The 13,371-nt window shown below is 31.1% G+C and carries 27 protein-coding genes; 2 read left to right on the top strand and 25 right to left on the bottom strand.

Annotated elements, in window-relative coordinates; all coding sequences use genetic code 11:
• Positions 1–43: 43 nt before the first annotated feature.
• From G9F71_RS08700 to G9F71_RS08580, 25 genes are all read right to left on the bottom strand, one after another.
• A complete protein-coding gene (locus G9F71_RS08700) occupies positions 44–190 on the bottom strand; it encodes a hypothetical protein (protein WP_164948863.1) in 147 nt (48 codons plus the stop codon).
• A gap of 27 nt (positions 191–217) precedes the next feature.
• Positions 218–361, bottom strand: coding sequence for a hypothetical protein (locus G9F71_RS08695; protein ID WP_164948862.1), 144 nt, complete (start codon positions 359–361; stop codon positions 218–220).
• A gap of 35 nt (positions 362–396) precedes the next feature.
• Positions 397–621 carry a hypothetical protein gene (locus G9F71_RS08690; protein ID WP_164948861.1) on the bottom strand — a complete coding sequence of 75 codons (225 nt, stop codon included), beginning with the start codon at positions 619–621 and terminating at the stop codon, positions 397–399.
• Positions 622–841: 220 nt separating this feature from the next.
• Positions 842–1,060, bottom strand: a complete 219-nt coding sequence (locus tag G9F71_RS08685; RefSeq protein WP_164948860.1) for a hypothetical protein — start codon at positions 1,058–1,060, stop codon at positions 842–844.
• 46 nt (positions 1,061–1,106) lie between these two features.
• A complete protein-coding gene (locus G9F71_RS08680; protein WP_164948859.1) occupies positions 1,107–1,271 on the bottom strand; it encodes a hypothetical protein in 165 nt (54 codons plus the stop codon).
• A gap of 71 nt (positions 1,272–1,342) precedes the next feature.
• Positions 1,343–2,794: a hypothetical protein gene (locus G9F71_RS08675; protein ID WP_164948858.1), complete on the bottom strand. Its 1,452-nt coding sequence runs from the start codon at positions 2,792–2,794 to the stop codon at positions 1,343–1,345.
• Positions 2,795–2,820: 26 nt separating this feature from the next.
• Complete coding sequence (locus G9F71_RS08670; protein WP_164948857.1) at positions 2,821–3,039, bottom strand: hypothetical protein; 219 nt, start codon at positions 3,037–3,039, stop codon at positions 2,821–2,823.
• 81 nt (positions 3,040–3,120) lie between these two features.
• Positions 3,121–3,429, bottom strand: a complete 309-nt coding sequence (locus G9F71_RS08665) for a hypothetical protein (RefSeq protein WP_164948856.1) — start codon at positions 3,427–3,429, stop codon at positions 3,121–3,123.
• A gap of 4 nt (positions 3,430–3,433) precedes the next feature.
• Positions 3,434–3,622, bottom strand: coding sequence for a hypothetical protein (locus tag G9F71_RS08660; protein WP_164948855.1), 189 nt, complete (start codon positions 3,620–3,622; stop codon positions 3,434–3,436).
• A 32-nt stretch (positions 3,623–3,654) separates the two neighbouring features.
• Positions 3,655–3,969, bottom strand: a complete 315-nt coding sequence (locus G9F71_RS08655; RefSeq protein ID WP_164948854.1) for a hypothetical protein — start codon at positions 3,967–3,969, stop codon at positions 3,655–3,657.
• Complete coding sequence (def, locus tag G9F71_RS08650; RefSeq protein ID WP_164948853.1) at positions 3,956–4,423, bottom strand: peptide deformylase; 468 nt, start codon at positions 4,421–4,423, stop codon at positions 3,956–3,958. Before def ends, G9F71_RS08655 begins: the two co-directional genes overlap by 14 nt.
• 13 nt (positions 4,424–4,436) lie before the next feature.
• Positions 4,437–4,601 carry a hypothetical protein gene (locus G9F71_RS08645; RefSeq protein ID WP_164948852.1) on the bottom strand — a complete coding sequence of 55 codons (165 nt, stop codon included), beginning with the start codon at positions 4,599–4,601 and terminating at the stop codon, positions 4,437–4,439.
• 205 nt (positions 4,602–4,806) lie between these two features.
• Positions 4,807–6,150: a hypothetical protein gene (locus tag G9F71_RS08640; protein WP_164948851.1), complete on the bottom strand. Its 1,344-nt coding sequence runs from the start codon at positions 6,148–6,150 to the stop codon at positions 4,807–4,809.
• A 147-nt stretch (positions 6,151–6,297) separates the two neighbouring features.
• A complete protein-coding gene (locus G9F71_RS08635; protein ID WP_164948850.1) occupies positions 6,298–6,546 on the bottom strand; it encodes a hypothetical protein in 249 nt (82 codons plus the stop codon).
• Between the two features lie 51 nt (positions 6,547–6,597).
• Positions 6,598–7,221 (bottom strand): hypothetical protein, encoded by a 624-nt coding sequence (locus tag G9F71_RS08630; RefSeq protein ID WP_224626264.1) that lies wholly within the window; start codon positions 7,219–7,221, stop codon positions 6,598–6,600.
• A gap of 118 nt (positions 7,222–7,339) precedes the next feature.
• The gene (locus G9F71_RS08625) at positions 7,340–7,561 is read right to left on the bottom strand and encodes a hypothetical protein (protein ID WP_164948848.1); all 222 of its coding nucleotides are present in this window, start codon (positions 7,559–7,561) and stop codon (positions 7,340–7,342) included.
• 3 nt (positions 7,562–7,564) lie between these two features.
• Positions 7,565–7,873: a hypothetical protein gene (locus G9F71_RS08620; RefSeq protein ID WP_164948847.1), complete on the bottom strand. Its 309-nt coding sequence runs from the start codon at positions 7,871–7,873 to the stop codon at positions 7,565–7,567.
• A gap of 280 nt (positions 7,874–8,153) precedes the next feature.
• Positions 8,154–8,300, bottom strand: coding sequence for a hypothetical protein (locus G9F71_RS08615; RefSeq protein ID WP_164948846.1), 147 nt, complete (start codon positions 8,298–8,300; stop codon positions 8,154–8,156).
• Positions 8,301–8,302: 2 nt separating this feature from the next.
• Complete coding sequence (locus tag G9F71_RS08610; RefSeq protein WP_164948845.1) at positions 8,303–8,578, bottom strand: hypothetical protein; 276 nt, start codon at positions 8,576–8,578, stop codon at positions 8,303–8,305.
• Between the two features lie 57 nt (positions 8,579–8,635).
• Positions 8,636–9,094, bottom strand: coding sequence for a macro domain-containing protein (locus G9F71_RS08605; protein WP_164948844.1), 459 nt, complete (start codon positions 9,092–9,094; stop codon positions 8,636–8,638).
• Between the two features lie 31 nt (positions 9,095–9,125).
• The gene (locus tag G9F71_RS08600; RefSeq protein ID WP_164948843.1) at positions 9,126–9,443 is read right to left on the bottom strand and encodes a hypothetical protein; all 318 of its coding nucleotides are present in this window, start codon (positions 9,441–9,443) and stop codon (positions 9,126–9,128) included.
• A 37-nt stretch (positions 9,444–9,480) separates the two neighbouring features.
• Positions 9,481–9,762, bottom strand: a complete 282-nt coding sequence (locus tag G9F71_RS08595) for a hypothetical protein (RefSeq protein WP_164948842.1) — start codon at positions 9,760–9,762, stop codon at positions 9,481–9,483.
• Between the two features lie 41 nt (positions 9,763–9,803).
• A complete protein-coding gene (locus G9F71_RS08590) occupies positions 9,804–9,992 on the bottom strand; it encodes a hypothetical protein (protein WP_164948841.1) in 189 nt (62 codons plus the stop codon).
• Between the two features lie 2 nt (positions 9,993–9,994).
• Positions 9,995–10,444 (bottom strand): hypothetical protein, encoded by a 450-nt coding sequence (locus tag G9F71_RS08585; RefSeq protein WP_164948840.1) that lies wholly within the window; start codon positions 10,442–10,444, stop codon positions 9,995–9,997.
• A 27-nt stretch (positions 10,445–10,471) separates the two neighbouring features.
• On the bottom strand, positions 10,472–11,092 hold the full coding sequence (locus G9F71_RS08580) for a hypothetical protein (protein WP_164948839.1): 621 nt from the start codon (positions 11,090–11,092) through the stop codon (positions 10,472–10,474).
• A 342-nt stretch (positions 11,093–11,434) separates the two neighbouring features.
• Between G9F71_RS08580 and G9F71_RS08575 the strand changes: the two genes are divergently transcribed.
• Positions 11,435–12,664 (top strand): hypothetical protein, encoded by a 1,230-nt coding sequence (locus G9F71_RS08575; protein WP_164948838.1) that lies wholly within the window; start codon positions 11,435–11,437, stop codon positions 12,662–12,664.
• A 326-nt stretch (positions 12,665–12,990) separates the two neighbouring features.
• Positions 12,991–13,176: a hypothetical protein gene (locus G9F71_RS08570; protein ID WP_164948837.1), complete on the top strand. Its 186-nt coding sequence runs from the start codon at positions 12,991–12,993 to the stop codon at positions 13,174–13,176.
• Positions 13,177–13,371: the final 195 nt, after the last annotated feature.

Genomic DNA, 13,371 nt, shown 5'->3' with positions numbered 1-13,371 from the left:
TTACTACGTTACTGTTTTATTGTCAATAAGTATTTTAAAGAATTTAGAATTTCTTTTCTTTATCTATTTGCGCGTTAGTCCGGATATCGTTTTTAAGCCATTCATCTAATTTTACAAGGCTCTTTCTTGAATAGCCGTGCTTTGTTCCGGACGCAATCTTGTTTATTATATTTGTATAGAATACTACCATACTATTCCCTCCTTTAAAACTTAGATTTTAATGTGTGCTTCTTATTAAATCTTGCTGGGTCTCATACATTTTTCTGTCCTCGGCAGCGTAATATTCTTCGATTCCTTCTATAGCTGCTTTCCTATCTACATTAAACTGATCCATATAAGATTGAATATCTGATTCTAACATAGAGGCCTCCTTTATCATATATTTGAATAGCGAATTTATTTATAAATTAGTTCTCGTGCATTTTTAATTAAATCGTCATAAATTCCACAATTTTCTTCTTCTGTAATATCATCTAAAGCTGATACTACTTTTTTCAACATATTTTTAAACTCTTCTGACTTTAGCAAGTAATATTCTGCAATATCTTCTGTTTGTACAGTAGCATCTACTTTTGCAATTTCTATTAAATTTATATCAGTTTTTATATTTCTTATTATCAATTTAATCGCTTCCTTTCTTCATAATATTCTCATATCTCGATACGTTTTTACTTCCTTGTTGAGTTATAGCTACCATTAAAGCTCAGATCTACATTCGCCTTAATAAATACCTGTTCTACTTTACACTGGCATCCTGGAACCTTACAGACGGTTACAGTTAAATCTGTTATTCTTCTCTCTACAATGAACTCTCCGTGCTCGGGACAATTATATAAATACTCTATAAGTCATTCCTCCTACTCTCTATTACTCCACCTAATTCAATCCCTATCGTAGATACTCTGGGCATTAGATTGCCTGTTTTTTTAGTTGAATAAATTACATCTTTGATAGTATAGCATTTACCTTTATATAGCATAGATTCAGACTTACGGGGTACTACAGGACTTTCAATACTGCCAACATAATCTTCTCCAATATAAACACATATTTCTAACATAATTACCTCCTCTTAAATCTCTCATTTTAAATCATCTTCTTTTGAATTACGAATTAAAATTTTCAATTAAAGATTTTACTTCTTCAAAATCAAAATGTTCAGTTATATTTTTATTTATACCATTCCACGCATTTTCTATTGTGCAATGTAATAATCCAGCTTCATTTGCAACTATATTAGCCATTTGAGTAATGTTTATTTTATTTTTCATATATATACTTTACCTCCTTCGCTTTTTATTCAATTCTGTAATATAAAATATGACATTTAAGATATTATTATTTAATTGTAACTAACCTCCTTACCTGTCTCTCTCAAACATACGAATGTGGGAAATTGTAAACTAACTAACCCTGTACCTTTATCCATAGATTCCTCTTTGAATTTTACCTCTACAATCCTTCCTAACAGAGTGTCTTTGTTCTCCCAAATGTCCTTCCTCTCTGCATCTGTATATCCTGACCCTACATTTACAACGTTATCCTTATATTGTACTACCACAGCTCCCAACGTTCCTTTTAACCTACCATCTCCCTCTTCAAAACCTACTATTTTAATATCACAGGTTTTAAAAACTTTGCATTTTAGAATCCCATTATTACGTTTTGCTTTATAAGGCATATCCCTAATGCACATCAGACCTTCATACCCTTCTGAATCAACCTTAGTCAATAAAGTTTCTATCATTGAATGGTCTGTGCCAGTATAATATGTTGGAGCTATTCTTATATTTTTCAACCCTAGTGTAGCAATTAGTTCTTTTAGACGATTTAACTGATCTAATCTATCCTTAAATCCTAACTTGCTTTCTCCTTTTACAAATTCCTCTTTAGGTACAATATCAAATACTACATATTCTATTTGTGATTTGTCACCACTATCTGAGTTCAATATACTTGCAGTAAGTCTAAAGTTTTCATTGTCGGGAACATTATCAATATTTTTTCTTACCATTTCACCATCTATAACAAAATTATCAATAACATTTAACTGCTTTAAATCTTCCAAAACATGGTCTAATCCATTCATGGGCTTATTCTGCCTTGACTTAAACTCTTCATTCATTAATGTACTGCGAATACCATTTAACTTTAAAGATAATGCAATCCATTCACTTTTCTTTAGTTTTACCTTATCAATGGAATAGGCTTGCTGTATATCCCATACTTTAATCAAACCTTTAATTGCCTTGTTTATACCCTTTGCAGATATACTGCATCTTAGATCCTTAGTAAGCATTTTAATATATAATTCTCTGATTTCTTCTGTTTGACTTAACAAGAACAATATAGTCCTGTCTCTAAGGTCACTATTTATATTTGATACAGATAATTCCTCTAACATCTCAAATACATCACTCCAAGTTTTGCTTTCGTTCATGTCATCTCCTATTAGCCCTCTGAGCTCTTTGACTATATTGCCTTGTGACAACAATTCTCTCAATTTCTTTTCGCTAAACCCATACATCAAATGGTCTGAAAATGTACAATATAAAACCTTTGTAAACAATTCGTTACCAGCTTCTCTTTTTAATATATCTTGTTTGCTATTTGTTGATGAAGTTTCCTCTAATTCTTTTACTATTTGTATTACTGAATTCATAATAATTCCTCCCTCAAATCTTGTTTCTTTCTCATCAGTCCAAGCATAGCCTCTTACTTTACCTCTTACACTTTCACCTGAAGATTCTACCGTCTCTATTATACTTCCATTTTGAAATTCAATTTTACTCATATTCCCTCCTTTATTTACAATCAGTACTAATTAATTGCTGCGAATAATTTCCTATACTTTGTTTTCTTTAATACTTTAAACCAAATACGGCTAAAGAAACATTTTGTTTCTACTCTTTTAATTTGATACCAAGTCATGTGTTTCTTAGCTTCATTCCAAGGAATCTTCATAGCCTCACCTATTGCATTTCCTGATGTCTTTGTTTGTTCTACTACTTGGTTTAATATTGTTGATAACTCTTCCATAATTAATCTCCTTTAGTGGTTAGGTCACTGCCCATAATATTTAATTTGTCATTTAAAATCCGTGTTTTAATATACTATTCTTTAGTCCTGTTCTATTAACTTATTAATATTATCTCTTACAATTAACAGTTCTTCTTTGTTAAATTGCATTTGTGATAGGCTGTATTCTCCTATATTCCTGCCTACTCCATCTTGCCTTAACGAGATATGAAAACTTCTCTCTACTGATTCTCTATGACTGTTTACTTTCGACTCTGAAATAAATAATGTTTCCTTTCCAATTTTAAATGTGGCACCAGTTACCCTATCAAATTGGGCTAAACTTTTGAACTCCTTACTGAAACTAACTTTTGGTTTACCATTATCACTTATTTTATAATTTGTTTCCATCTTATTAGTCCTCCACTTTCTTCATATTTCCTTCATAGTCAAACCCGTCACATATTAATACCTTTTGGAAGTATGCGCTCATTAATTCTATGCTGAGTCCACATTTTTGAATATATTGCTCAAGAACTTCTTTTATATCCTCATCTGACATTTTTGAAAGAACATTCCCTATATGTTTATTTGTTGTATCCATCTATATACCCTCCTCATTAATTTATAAATTCGTTAGACTATTTCTATACAGTCAACTTCACAATCCTCATCTTCTGAAAGAGATACAATGTTAATTCCTATATTCTCAGTAGATTTTTTATTCATGTAATATTGAAATTCGTTGTCCACCATTGGAACTCCGTAACCTTCAATAAACACCGTTCCTCTAGCTTTTTCTTGAGCTATAAGCTTTGCATGTTCCCTTAGAGTTTTAACATTACTAAACGTTTTCCTGTAATCAGCCATCCACTCCTCTGTCATAATATTTTCATCTATTTCGATCTCATATTCGTCTATCCTGGTTACTGTACAATTAAATTTTTTCATTAATAGTTCCCTCCTCTTCTATTGCTTTGTCCAGTATGCAGCAAATACCTTGCAAATGGTCGTACTCATGTTGTATTACCCTTGCTGAAAAATTTGAGTAATCCTCTTTGATTATTTTCTTAGTTTTATAATCAAAGTATTGAATTGTAATATGATTGCTTCTTTTTATATTTTTATAGACCCCTGGAAAACTTAAACATCCTTCTTCCTCAACATACTTTTCTTCGCTATACTTTATAATTTTAGGATTAATAAACAATTTCGTAATGCTGCTTATCTGTGCTATGAAGAAGGTTTTATGTATCCCTACTTGACAACTTGATAATCCAACACCATTATTTATTTTCATAGTTTTAACTAAGTTAGGAAATGATTCTACAATACCCTTCATCTCAAATAGTTTAACTTTCTCGCATGGCTTTCTTAACTCTAACTCATCTATAACTATTTTCATTTTAACATCACTCCTATTCGCTTTCTTTTACTACCTGGCTATATTCAACTGATAGCTCTGATTCCTTCTCAATTAAAAACTTGGCAAGAAGCATATTATTTTTATGTTCCTCTTTTTCTTGAATACTCTCATATTCGTATAGCCAAACTTTTAATGATCTAATCTTAGTAAGCTGCAACTTATCACCGCCTTATAACATTATTGTTCCGTTGTTAACTTTAAAAAATATTTGTTCTTGGTTACTATAATATATTATTATTGTTTAATTGTAAATAGCTAAATTTTATATTCCCAACCCCATATTAGTTTTTTAAAAGGTTTGGGAATATTTACTTTAAAAATAGCATAATGAATTTTTACATAAACTTATTTTATCTTATTTACTATAATTTCTCTTGGGTATTGCTTATAATATTAGACCAATCAAGGTATTTCTCGTAAACTCCACAAGTATTAAACATCTCTTCTATAACTTCTTCTTTTTTTTCTGGGTAGCTTTTTAACATAAAATAAATACATAACAATTGCATTCCAGTTATTAGGCAATGCTCTCTGTTTTTGCAATAACCTATCATCTGAGAAGGGAAATCATCTTCTGTGCGATCTTTTAATTGAACGTCCTTAAAAGTATTAACTATTAGAATCCCTTTAGGTCTTATTTCAAAATTAGCATAATACTCGCTTACCCATTTTTCTAATTGAGCAGCATGCTTTTCTGCAGCGCTTTTAGTGACTCCTTTTACTTCCACAACAGCTACTTTTGAATTATACTTTAGAATCAGGTCATCTCTTCCTGGCAATCCTTCAGTTACTTCAAATCCTAACTCTTGAAAAATATTTGCAGTAGCTACCTCAAGCGCTCTTCCTGTACCTGTAAACAATACCTTGTGCTCTTCTAATGCTGCAATAATTTCTTTTTGCTTACTTATTTTAGTTTCAATCTTATTAATATCATTTTTAAATTTATTAATATTATTTATTATTGTCAATTCTTCGGGTAGCATATAGTCCTTACTCCAACTTGGCAGTTCAAAATCACCTGTTTCTTTTTTTAGTTCTTCAACTAATTTAAATAATGATTGAAAGAATATCTTTTCAGTCTTTTCATCTTCTTTGTCATCGTAATATGACGGAATAAAGATTAAGTTTCCGTTCTCAACTTTGAGATAAGAGCCTACAACTTTATTTGTTCCTTTTATATAAAATATTGGTTTGCCAATTGGTTCATTAAAATAAGCGTTATAACATAAATGTTTTTTATTTTGCTTCCAAAATTCAGCAAATTGGGCATCACCTTTAAAGTCTATGCTTTCACCTTGAGCTTCAATCGCATTTACTTTTATTGGTAATACTGACAATAAGTCTACAGCATCTATTATCCTTGTTGTTTGCCTATTTCTACCTGTACCAGAGTATTCTCTGTTCCCAGTATCTGCAAAACATATTTGTGGTTCGGGTAAATATACGATTACATTTCTCCCCATTTTTAACAATTCAAGTATTTCAACCTTTCGTCTTTTAATATCCTCTTTAATTTTAACCGAGTCGTCATCATTTAAGCATTTTTTACCGCGGTATGTTTTACTGGACGTTGTTTTATATTCATTTAATATGCTATCAAAATTAATTAATATAATATCATAGTCCAGAAAAGACTTTGATGATCTAAAATAATCAGTTTCTACAGAATCATGTTCATAGAATGAACCTATTGCTAAAGCTTTCATTTGTACCCCTCCTTCTAATTTATAACCTATAAGATATATGGCAATGGTAATTAAAAAAATATATCTACATACACAATACTGTCACTATAAACTTAGTTCTATATATAAGCTACTCTTTAAAACATAGCCTGTACATGAATCTAATAATCACATTTCAGCAACTAAAATTTTTGAGAAAATCCAACCATACATTTCTGTGTAATCTGCCGCATTGCGCCTAGATGTTATGTAGTATCCACCTATATTTACTATTGTAGGCTCATCACCAGCATCTACATGCCATAATACATTATTTAGTGTTTCAGCAGATTTTTCTTTTTCAGATTCTGTATTGCTGTTTAATACTATATCCTCGTTAGTTCCTTCGATATCTAACATATAAATTTCCTTTTCCATAATTATTAATGCCCCCCCTCACTCTTTTATTTAAATGTTGTTTATTTTAAACTATAAATTATTTATAATTATAAGATTTTTCTTTGTTTTTGCTAGCAGAAGTAAATTCTCAAGCTGTTTAATATGGTTGTCCAATTCATCTATATTGTCAGTAGCAAGTATCTCATTGCTCATCTCAATAAACACACTCGATTTTGTATTTAACTGTGAATTTCTTAGTGGTATTTTGTTAATTGGGTACTCGTGATCATAATCTCTCATTATTTTTTCAGCAACCTGGGAAACAATACCTTCTGGCACAGAGATAGAATAATCATTCTTTTTGTCTACGCCTTCCGGATACTCTATTACTTCTGATTTAAACAACCTACCTGGTTTTGAACTATACTTATCAAAATCAAAATCTTGTACTAATATCTGACTGAACACACTAATTTCTCGAGTAGCATTCTTAGGAATAAATGAAATTAGCAGTTCTAAGTATAAATTTTGACCAATAATCTTATCAACATTTATTTCCTTTCTTCCTTCAAACCTAGAATTAAAAAGAGTTTGTGCTTTGTATATGTCCCTTTCAACATCTTCTGATTCAAAATCTAATGGAGCCATTGTATTAGGGAAAGCAAGACTAAGTTCAAGTATGTATTTGTAAGAATAATCGCTAATATTCCTCACCTCACTTCGTATTTATTAATTTTATGACTTTATTATAACCTCATGACTTCATGAAGTCAACTTAAAATTACGTTAATTTTCCATTATTCTAAAATCAGCATTTTAAGATATGGAATCACTATTGCTTTTTCCAGATAACTTTTATACTGCTGTATTTTTCTCGTAGCATTTTAATTAATTCAATTACTTGCAGCCCAGTGTTATTTCCATTACAGAACCACACTCCATAAGCCTTTTCCTCTGTTCTTCTATATCTCATTTGTAGTTTCTCATCATCACACTGTAAATTCACATTACAATATGTCATCAATATTAAATTTGGGTTATCTCGTTTACTCATTATCTATTCCTCCATCTTTAAAATTTGTTCTCTATACTGGTTCCATTCATCTTTCTCAAAACAATTACTATAGGAAGATATTAGGTGTCCATCGCTCTCTATAAGGTCTACTATATCAATACAAATGTTTCCATCTTGAAGTTTACAATCTGCTCCACCTTCATCTAGCCATCCAGAACCAGCTATCTTTACAAAATCTTCTAAATCATAAAATGGTATGAATACCTGAGATTCTATTTTCTTATCAACTATATATATGTGGACTTCGTGATTATTTAAAAACTCATATAAGTCTGCGTTAACTTCCTTCATAGTAGTTCTCCTTTCTCTTATAATTATAAGCCCATTTTTTTAGAGGTACGATTTAATTATTTTATTTTTAATCTGTGACCGTTTAAATCCAGCATCTCTAACAATTAAAAATACTTTTATACTACATATTGGACTATGCTTCGACCCTCTGAAATCAACATTTTCAATTATATAATTTAGATATAATGCTCAATTATATTTTTGCTTTTTTCAATATTTTTATTTTAGCTGGTGACTTTAGTCACCAATATCCCTTTTAAAAGAGATCTTTTATAAACTGCTACTTTTGTCTATTTTTATATATTATTACAATTATCGCAGTAGCTAATATAATAATCCAAATCCACCATGTCCTCTTTAAGAATTCTATTCCTATTTGATTATACAATTTAATCAATTGCCAGAATGTATATTTTGATAAATCCATATCTACTCTTCCCTCTTGAATATTTCTTGCATTTCTTCAGTAAATACCTCTGTCTTATTTATACCATCATACTTCTTCAATAGTTCAAAATAAGCAGTTTCTTGGGCTTCTGTCAATTTGTGAACCATTGTGGGTGGAACATATAAACCAGCTAAAGAAACATTGTATAATATCATTCCTGTATCTGTAATTCTATGGCTTTGAACTTTACCAATTATTTTGTGGTCTTCAAAATCTACGTAGACTATCTCGTCAAAATAAAACTTACATTCTTTCATTAATAATTCCCTCCTCTTTATCTTACACCAGCTTTTCTACTGGTGACATTTTAAATATTATTTGAATTTATAAAGTGTAACCTCATAATCTTTAAAAACATCTTCAATTATTTTATAAACTATATTCCAGTCTCCACCGGCTAGTCCGCAGCCTATCTCATATGGTATTGCTATTGAGTCATCGAACATGCTCACCATTCTCAACATACCCTCTAAGCATTCTCTCAAGGCTTTATAATCAGTATATTGTTTATCTCTTCCATAATTATATTGACCAAATAGGTTTGCTATTACTTTGCCATCAGATACGGGAATAGTTTGAATCTCTCCTAGTAAAGTTCTCCTATCGTTATTTTCACAGCCTTCACAGAACCTTTTATATAATGGGTAGACTTCTGGATATTTATTTCTAATTTGTTTAGCTAGTCCGGCTCCCATAACTCCTTGACAGTTTACTTGTTGACATATTACATCTTCAGTTGCATTTAATATATTACCTTCAACTATTTTAATCATTAATAATTCCCTCCTCTTTAAAATAAATTTATTATCTTCTTCCCATTGCTATCTTAACAAAATCAGGCACTTCATCGTAAACATTGTATTCTGAATGCCTTCCAGTATCTATATCGTCTTTATGTTCCTTCCACCATACTAAAACAGATTCTTTTAATTTCTTATTCTGATTTTCATACATTACTTTATTGTGAATATATATTTCAAGATAGTGCTCTAATATTTCTGGAAACTTTTCCATCTCTTTTAATGAGTTCAATAGTCCTATATCTTGAGCGTTATATCCTTTGCGTTTTAACTCTTCTTCTTTGAGTTTTTTTAAATTGATAGCACATGCTGATTCTTCCATAATTCCTCCTCTTAAAATAAGCTTTTTAAGTTATTTCTTATATATAATAACCTTTTCCTTCCTCGAAATAATGTGAGTGTATTAATCCATCAGCCTTATGGTCAAACTCTATAATCGTAATTTCTCCATTGTTTTCTGTACAAAGTAATAATATATTTTCAGTACATATTTGTTCTCTCATTTGACTACATATGGATTTGTATGCTGATAATGACTCGTTCTTTAATCCTGCTTTTCTTAGGCCTTTATTTAAGTCTCCTAACCACTTGCTATATTCTTTGTCCTCAAACTGGTATCTATTTATTTCATATATTCTCATAGTTATTCCCCTCACGTAATATTATTGTTCCGTTGTTCAAGTTATATTTCAACTATATTATAATTACTCACCAGCACCTCTAATTTAGCCTTATTAACAGCCTTTATTCCTCTCTTACCATTTACAAACTCACTGAAAGAACTTTTGCCCATGCCTATCTTGTCGCATATAAATTGCTGCCGAACTCCTAGTTCGTCTATTAGATAATTCGCTTTCTGCATTATTGTCATGATTAACTCTCCTCTCGAATTACTCCATCCCATTCATTGAATAGCTTCTTGTTCATTGTAATTGATTCATCCTTGTGTTTCTTCTTTAGTATCTCTGCTTTATGCTCAGCTTCATATTCTCCTATAGTTATTTTTACTACTTCAACATAATCATAATCAAAACTTTCAAATCCCACATCTCGATTCAACAATAATTCATCTTTGAATTTTCCATTCTTCTTTAATAATCTCTTATAAATTTTACAACTAAATCTTTTATTACAATATTCTCTATGGTTATAAATTATCTCAGCATAATACTGATTTCCCATTATCGAAGTTACCGGGAATTTATTTACATTATATTTTTCATCTAAAGTTTTTCTCTTATTCCTTGAGTATCTACTTTCAAGAACTAGGTAAGTGACTCCCACCACTACAACTCCTATTATTCCTATATCGATACAATCCATTTTACATTCCTCCCATAATATTATTGTTTAGTTGTTTACAGCAAACTTAACTGGAATACTCTTAACACCATGTTTAACAAGAACTAAGAATCTTATATATTCATCCACTACAACTACACCATTCTTATCCTGACTATTTTTAATTACTGTGATAGGCTTATCTATTACTTGATTCTTCAAGTAAAAAGCTTCTTTCTTTTTATACTTTGCTCCATTGGGAGAATGCTTCTTTAGGTATGCAGCTATTTTAACTCTTCCAACCGGATATAAGAACTCTGTTCCCTTTGGAACCTTAATATCCTCTGCTGAATTTTCTATCAATCCAACTTTTTTAACAAACCTTTGATGATTATACTTCTCATTAATAACAATACAAGAGATAGGAATATTCAATGCTTTAGCTACCTTTAACCACTTCAAACCCACAACCAGGCTATATCTATCCTTATACTTCTTGACTATGATTGTCCTGTTTACAAACTCCTTGTTTTGGAACATGAATAACAACTTCTTAATATTGATAGGCTTTGAACAAATATGAATCTGCTCTGTTAGCTCAATGTACTTCTGATCAATAACCTCTACTGTTTTTCCTTCGGTCCAGCTTTTGAATTTTGCCTGGTTTAACTGTGCAATTTGATTTTTCATATTGACCGCTCCTCTTTTTATTTATTTGTTATTTACATATTATAATATTATTGTTTAATTGTCAAGCGTTAATATAAACTTTTATGCCCGTAGTTATCTACAACCTCATCATCAAAGTCAAAGTCCCGATTATCCTTAAGTGCAAATATCAGTCTATTCTTTAAAGTATATAACCCCTCAGCTAAACTACTGCAGCTATAAGACACTCTTCTTTGAATAATAATTATAATTCATGGGAATAGTTATTATTATCAATGCTAATAGTGTTTTAGATGTAATAATTCAGATGGCGCATGGAAAAACTTTACAAATACGTTATAAGAGAGGAAAGGCGATATTATAATGAATAAATCAAAGATTATTGACTTAGGTGCTGCAGAAAAGAAGGTAAAGGCAAATTTAAAGTCGGTCAACGATACTGCAATCAATGTTATTAATAATACGTGCGAAGACATTAAGTTTATCCTTGATAGAGCAGAAGGATGTGTTTCGGATTTCGACAGTATCAGGAACCGGATTGCTAATAGAACCAGTGAATATCAAGCAGTCATTACAAATGAAGTGATTGATTCCTATATTGAAGTATTCGACATGGTATGGGAACGTGTTGGCGGTAAGTTGCATCGTAAAATTTATCCAAGGATCTTTCAATTGATTAATCCCAAGGAGGCCGTCTGGGAAGGAAGAGGTTCTGAGAATATGCAAGAAATCGACATTAATACTATCACATTTCCTGCCGATCGTACTCCTTTTGTGTTTATTCATGGGATAGAAAATGAGCCCACAAAGGAAGCTGCCTATGAATTCTACGAAAAATTTGAGAATGCCGCCAGGATGTATAATAATGACATCACTGACTATAGCAAAGATACAGATGTTTTTATTGTCAGTTACGATAGTACCTTAAGCAATGATGAAGAAGTAATCATACGAGCTGGTTTTGAAACTGTCTTGGGTGGAACTGTCACCGGGGATGCACCTGAATTCTTTGCGGCGGTTATGTGGAGAGAATGGCAAAAAAGAGCCATATATACTGGTGAAGAAGTTTTGCTCCCTTTTCTTAAAAAGATGGCTGATTCAAATATCGACAGAACAAAGAGAGGGAAAGTCATTTCACATTCGCTAGGTTGCCTGGTGATGGCTCATGCAGCAGAAGAATTAAAAAAACAATTTCCAGATTCGGAAAAGCCTCTAAATTCATGGCTCGTTTTAGCTGCAGCACTGCCTTTGAATGCCTTCGCAAATACTGGAGATTATAAAAATGCTCCAGCAGTGACTGGCGTATACGATAGCGATCCCCTATATGGAACTAAGGTATGGTTTTCTTATGTCGATTTTGCACTGCTTTTCTTTTACGTCTATGCAACAAAACATGAGGCTATGGGACAAAGAGGTTCAGTTTTTCCCGCTAGATATGAGGTATTTAACCAGGACGTCACCTTTTGCACTCTAGAGTCTCATACCGCGGATGAGTATTTTGCAAGACTTGCATCTACATTACGATTTTATCTCAATACTGAAATATGGTCAGAGCAACCTCGATGCAGTATATCGGTACCTCCATTTAGTTGATTAAAAGGTCATTCTACAAATAAATTTTATAAATTATAAGAGATCAACTAACCATAATTTTATAAAAAGCCCTATAATAAAATGATGGGGTGGAATAAATATCACTATGATTGAGTCTTTAGTTTAAACTAATATTTTTATAAGTAATTATTATGACTAATCGATTCATTGTATTAAGTAATTAATTTTTCAATTATATTCCAACACCTCATTAGTTATGATATAATAATTTTATGAGAAAATAATATGTTGGTTACATCACTCCTTGTATTTTTCTCAAACCATTGGAAGTCGTTGGACAATCTATCATCAAAGGAGTGATGAGTGTGAGCGATAAAATTACAATTGTAGCTATGATATGTGCAACAAGTTTAGGAATGGCAACAATAGTGTTTATTTCTACTTACTTAAAAGATAGACTTACTGTTAAAAGTAAGACTTCAATTAAGGATGTGGTTAATAGTGAAATTGCAATTACAACTGAAAATTCAGATAAATCCACAAAAAACTAAAAAGCACCCATTGTTTTCGCAGACAAAGTGCTTTTAGTATCCAACATATAATATAACAAAAGTCCAACGACTTTCTATAACTATAGTATATCACACTTTTTAAAATATAAACAATACCTATTTTAAAATAAATTATTCATCTTAATATGTCTCTTCTATTTTAAATTTACCATTTTATTTGTATTACGCACAAAA

Source organism: Clostridium sp. FP2, assembly GCF_011065955.2.
In the GTDB taxonomy this organism is placed as follows: domain Bacteria; phylum Bacillota; class Clostridia; order Clostridiales; family Clostridiaceae; genus Clostridium_AD; species Clostridium_AD tagluense.
Note: the sequence above shows the minus strand (reverse complement) of the source record. Positions and strands in the feature narration are given on the sequence as shown.

Excerpts from the sequence above, each read along its gene's own strand:
- G9F71_RS08700 (WP_164948863.1), bottom strand. The coding sequence starts at position 190 with ATGGTAGTATTCTATACAAATATAATAAACAAGATTGCGTCCGGAACA.
- G9F71_RS08695 (WP_164948862.1), bottom strand. The coding sequence starts at position 361 with ATGTTAGAATCAGATATTCAATCTTATATGGATCAGTTTAATGTAGAT.
- G9F71_RS08685 (WP_164948860.1), bottom strand. The coding sequence starts at position 1,060 with ATGTTAGAAATATGTGTTTATATTGGAGAAGATTATGTTGGCAGTATT.
- G9F71_RS08680 (WP_164948859.1), bottom strand. The coding sequence starts at position 1,271 with ATGAAAAATAAAATAAACATTACTCAAATGGCTAATATAGTTGCAAAT.
- G9F71_RS08675 (WP_164948858.1), bottom strand. The coding sequence starts at position 2,794 with ATGAGTAAAATTGAATTTCAAAATGGAAGTATAATAGAGACGGTAGAA.
- G9F71_RS08670 (WP_164948857.1), bottom strand. The coding sequence starts at position 3,039 with ATGGAAGAGTTATCAACAATATTAAACCAAGTAGTAGAACAAACAAAG.
- G9F71_RS08665 (WP_164948856.1), bottom strand. The coding sequence starts at position 3,429 with ATGGAAACAAATTATAAAATAAGTGATAATGGTAAACCAAAAGTTAGT.
- G9F71_RS08660 (WP_164948855.1), bottom strand. The coding sequence starts at position 3,622 with ATGGATACAACAAATAAACATATAGGGAATGTTCTTTCAAAAATGTCA.
- G9F71_RS08655 (WP_164948854.1), bottom strand. The coding sequence starts at position 3,969 with ATGAAAAAATTTAATTGTACAGTAACCAGGATAGACGAATATGAGATC.
- def (WP_164948853.1), bottom strand. The coding sequence starts at position 4,423 with ATGAAAATAGTTATAGATGAGTTAGAGTTAAGAAAGCCATGCGAGAAA.
- G9F71_RS08640 (WP_164948851.1), bottom strand. The coding sequence starts at position 6,150 with ATGAAAGCTTTAGCAATAGGTTCATTCTATGAACATGATTCTGTAGAA.
- G9F71_RS08635 (WP_164948850.1), bottom strand. The coding sequence starts at position 6,546 with ATGGAAAAGGAAATTTATATGTTAGATATCGAAGGAACTAACGAGGAT.
- G9F71_RS08625 (WP_164948848.1), bottom strand. The coding sequence starts at position 7,561 with ATGAGTAAACGAGATAACCCAAATTTAATATTGATGACATATTGTAAT.
- G9F71_RS08620 (WP_164948847.1), bottom strand. The coding sequence starts at position 7,873 with ATGAAGGAAGTTAACGCAGACTTATATGAGTTTTTAAATAATCACGAA.
- G9F71_RS08615 (WP_164948846.1), bottom strand. The coding sequence starts at position 8,300 with ATGGATTTATCAAAATATACATTCTGGCAATTGATTAAATTGTATAAT.
- G9F71_RS08610 (WP_164948845.1), bottom strand. The coding sequence starts at position 8,578 with ATGAAAGAATGTAAGTTTTATTTTGACGAGATAGTCTACGTAGATTTT.
- G9F71_RS08605 (WP_164948844.1), bottom strand. The coding sequence starts at position 9,094 with ATGATTAAAATAGTTGAAGGTAATATATTAAATGCAACTGAAGATGTA.
- G9F71_RS08600 (WP_164948843.1), bottom strand. The coding sequence starts at position 9,443 with ATGGAAGAATCAGCATGTGCTATCAATTTAAAAAAACTCAAAGAAGAA.
- G9F71_RS08595 (WP_164948842.1), bottom strand. The coding sequence starts at position 9,762 with ATGAGAATATATGAAATAAATAGATACCAGTTTGAGGACAAAGAATAT.
- G9F71_RS08590 (WP_164948841.1), bottom strand. The coding sequence starts at position 9,992 with ATGACAATAATGCAGAAAGCGAATTATCTAATAGACGAACTAGGAGTT.
- G9F71_RS08585 (WP_164948840.1), bottom strand. The coding sequence starts at position 10,444 with ATGGATTGTATCGATATAGGAATAATAGGAGTTGTAGTGGTGGGAGTC.
- G9F71_RS08580 (WP_164948839.1), bottom strand. The coding sequence starts at position 11,092 with ATGAAAAATCAAATTGCACAGTTAAACCAGGCAAAATTCAAAAGCTGG.
- G9F71_RS08575 (WP_164948838.1), top strand. The coding sequence starts at position 11,435 with ATGAATAAATCAAAGATTATTGACTTAGGTGCTGCAGAAAAGAAGGTA.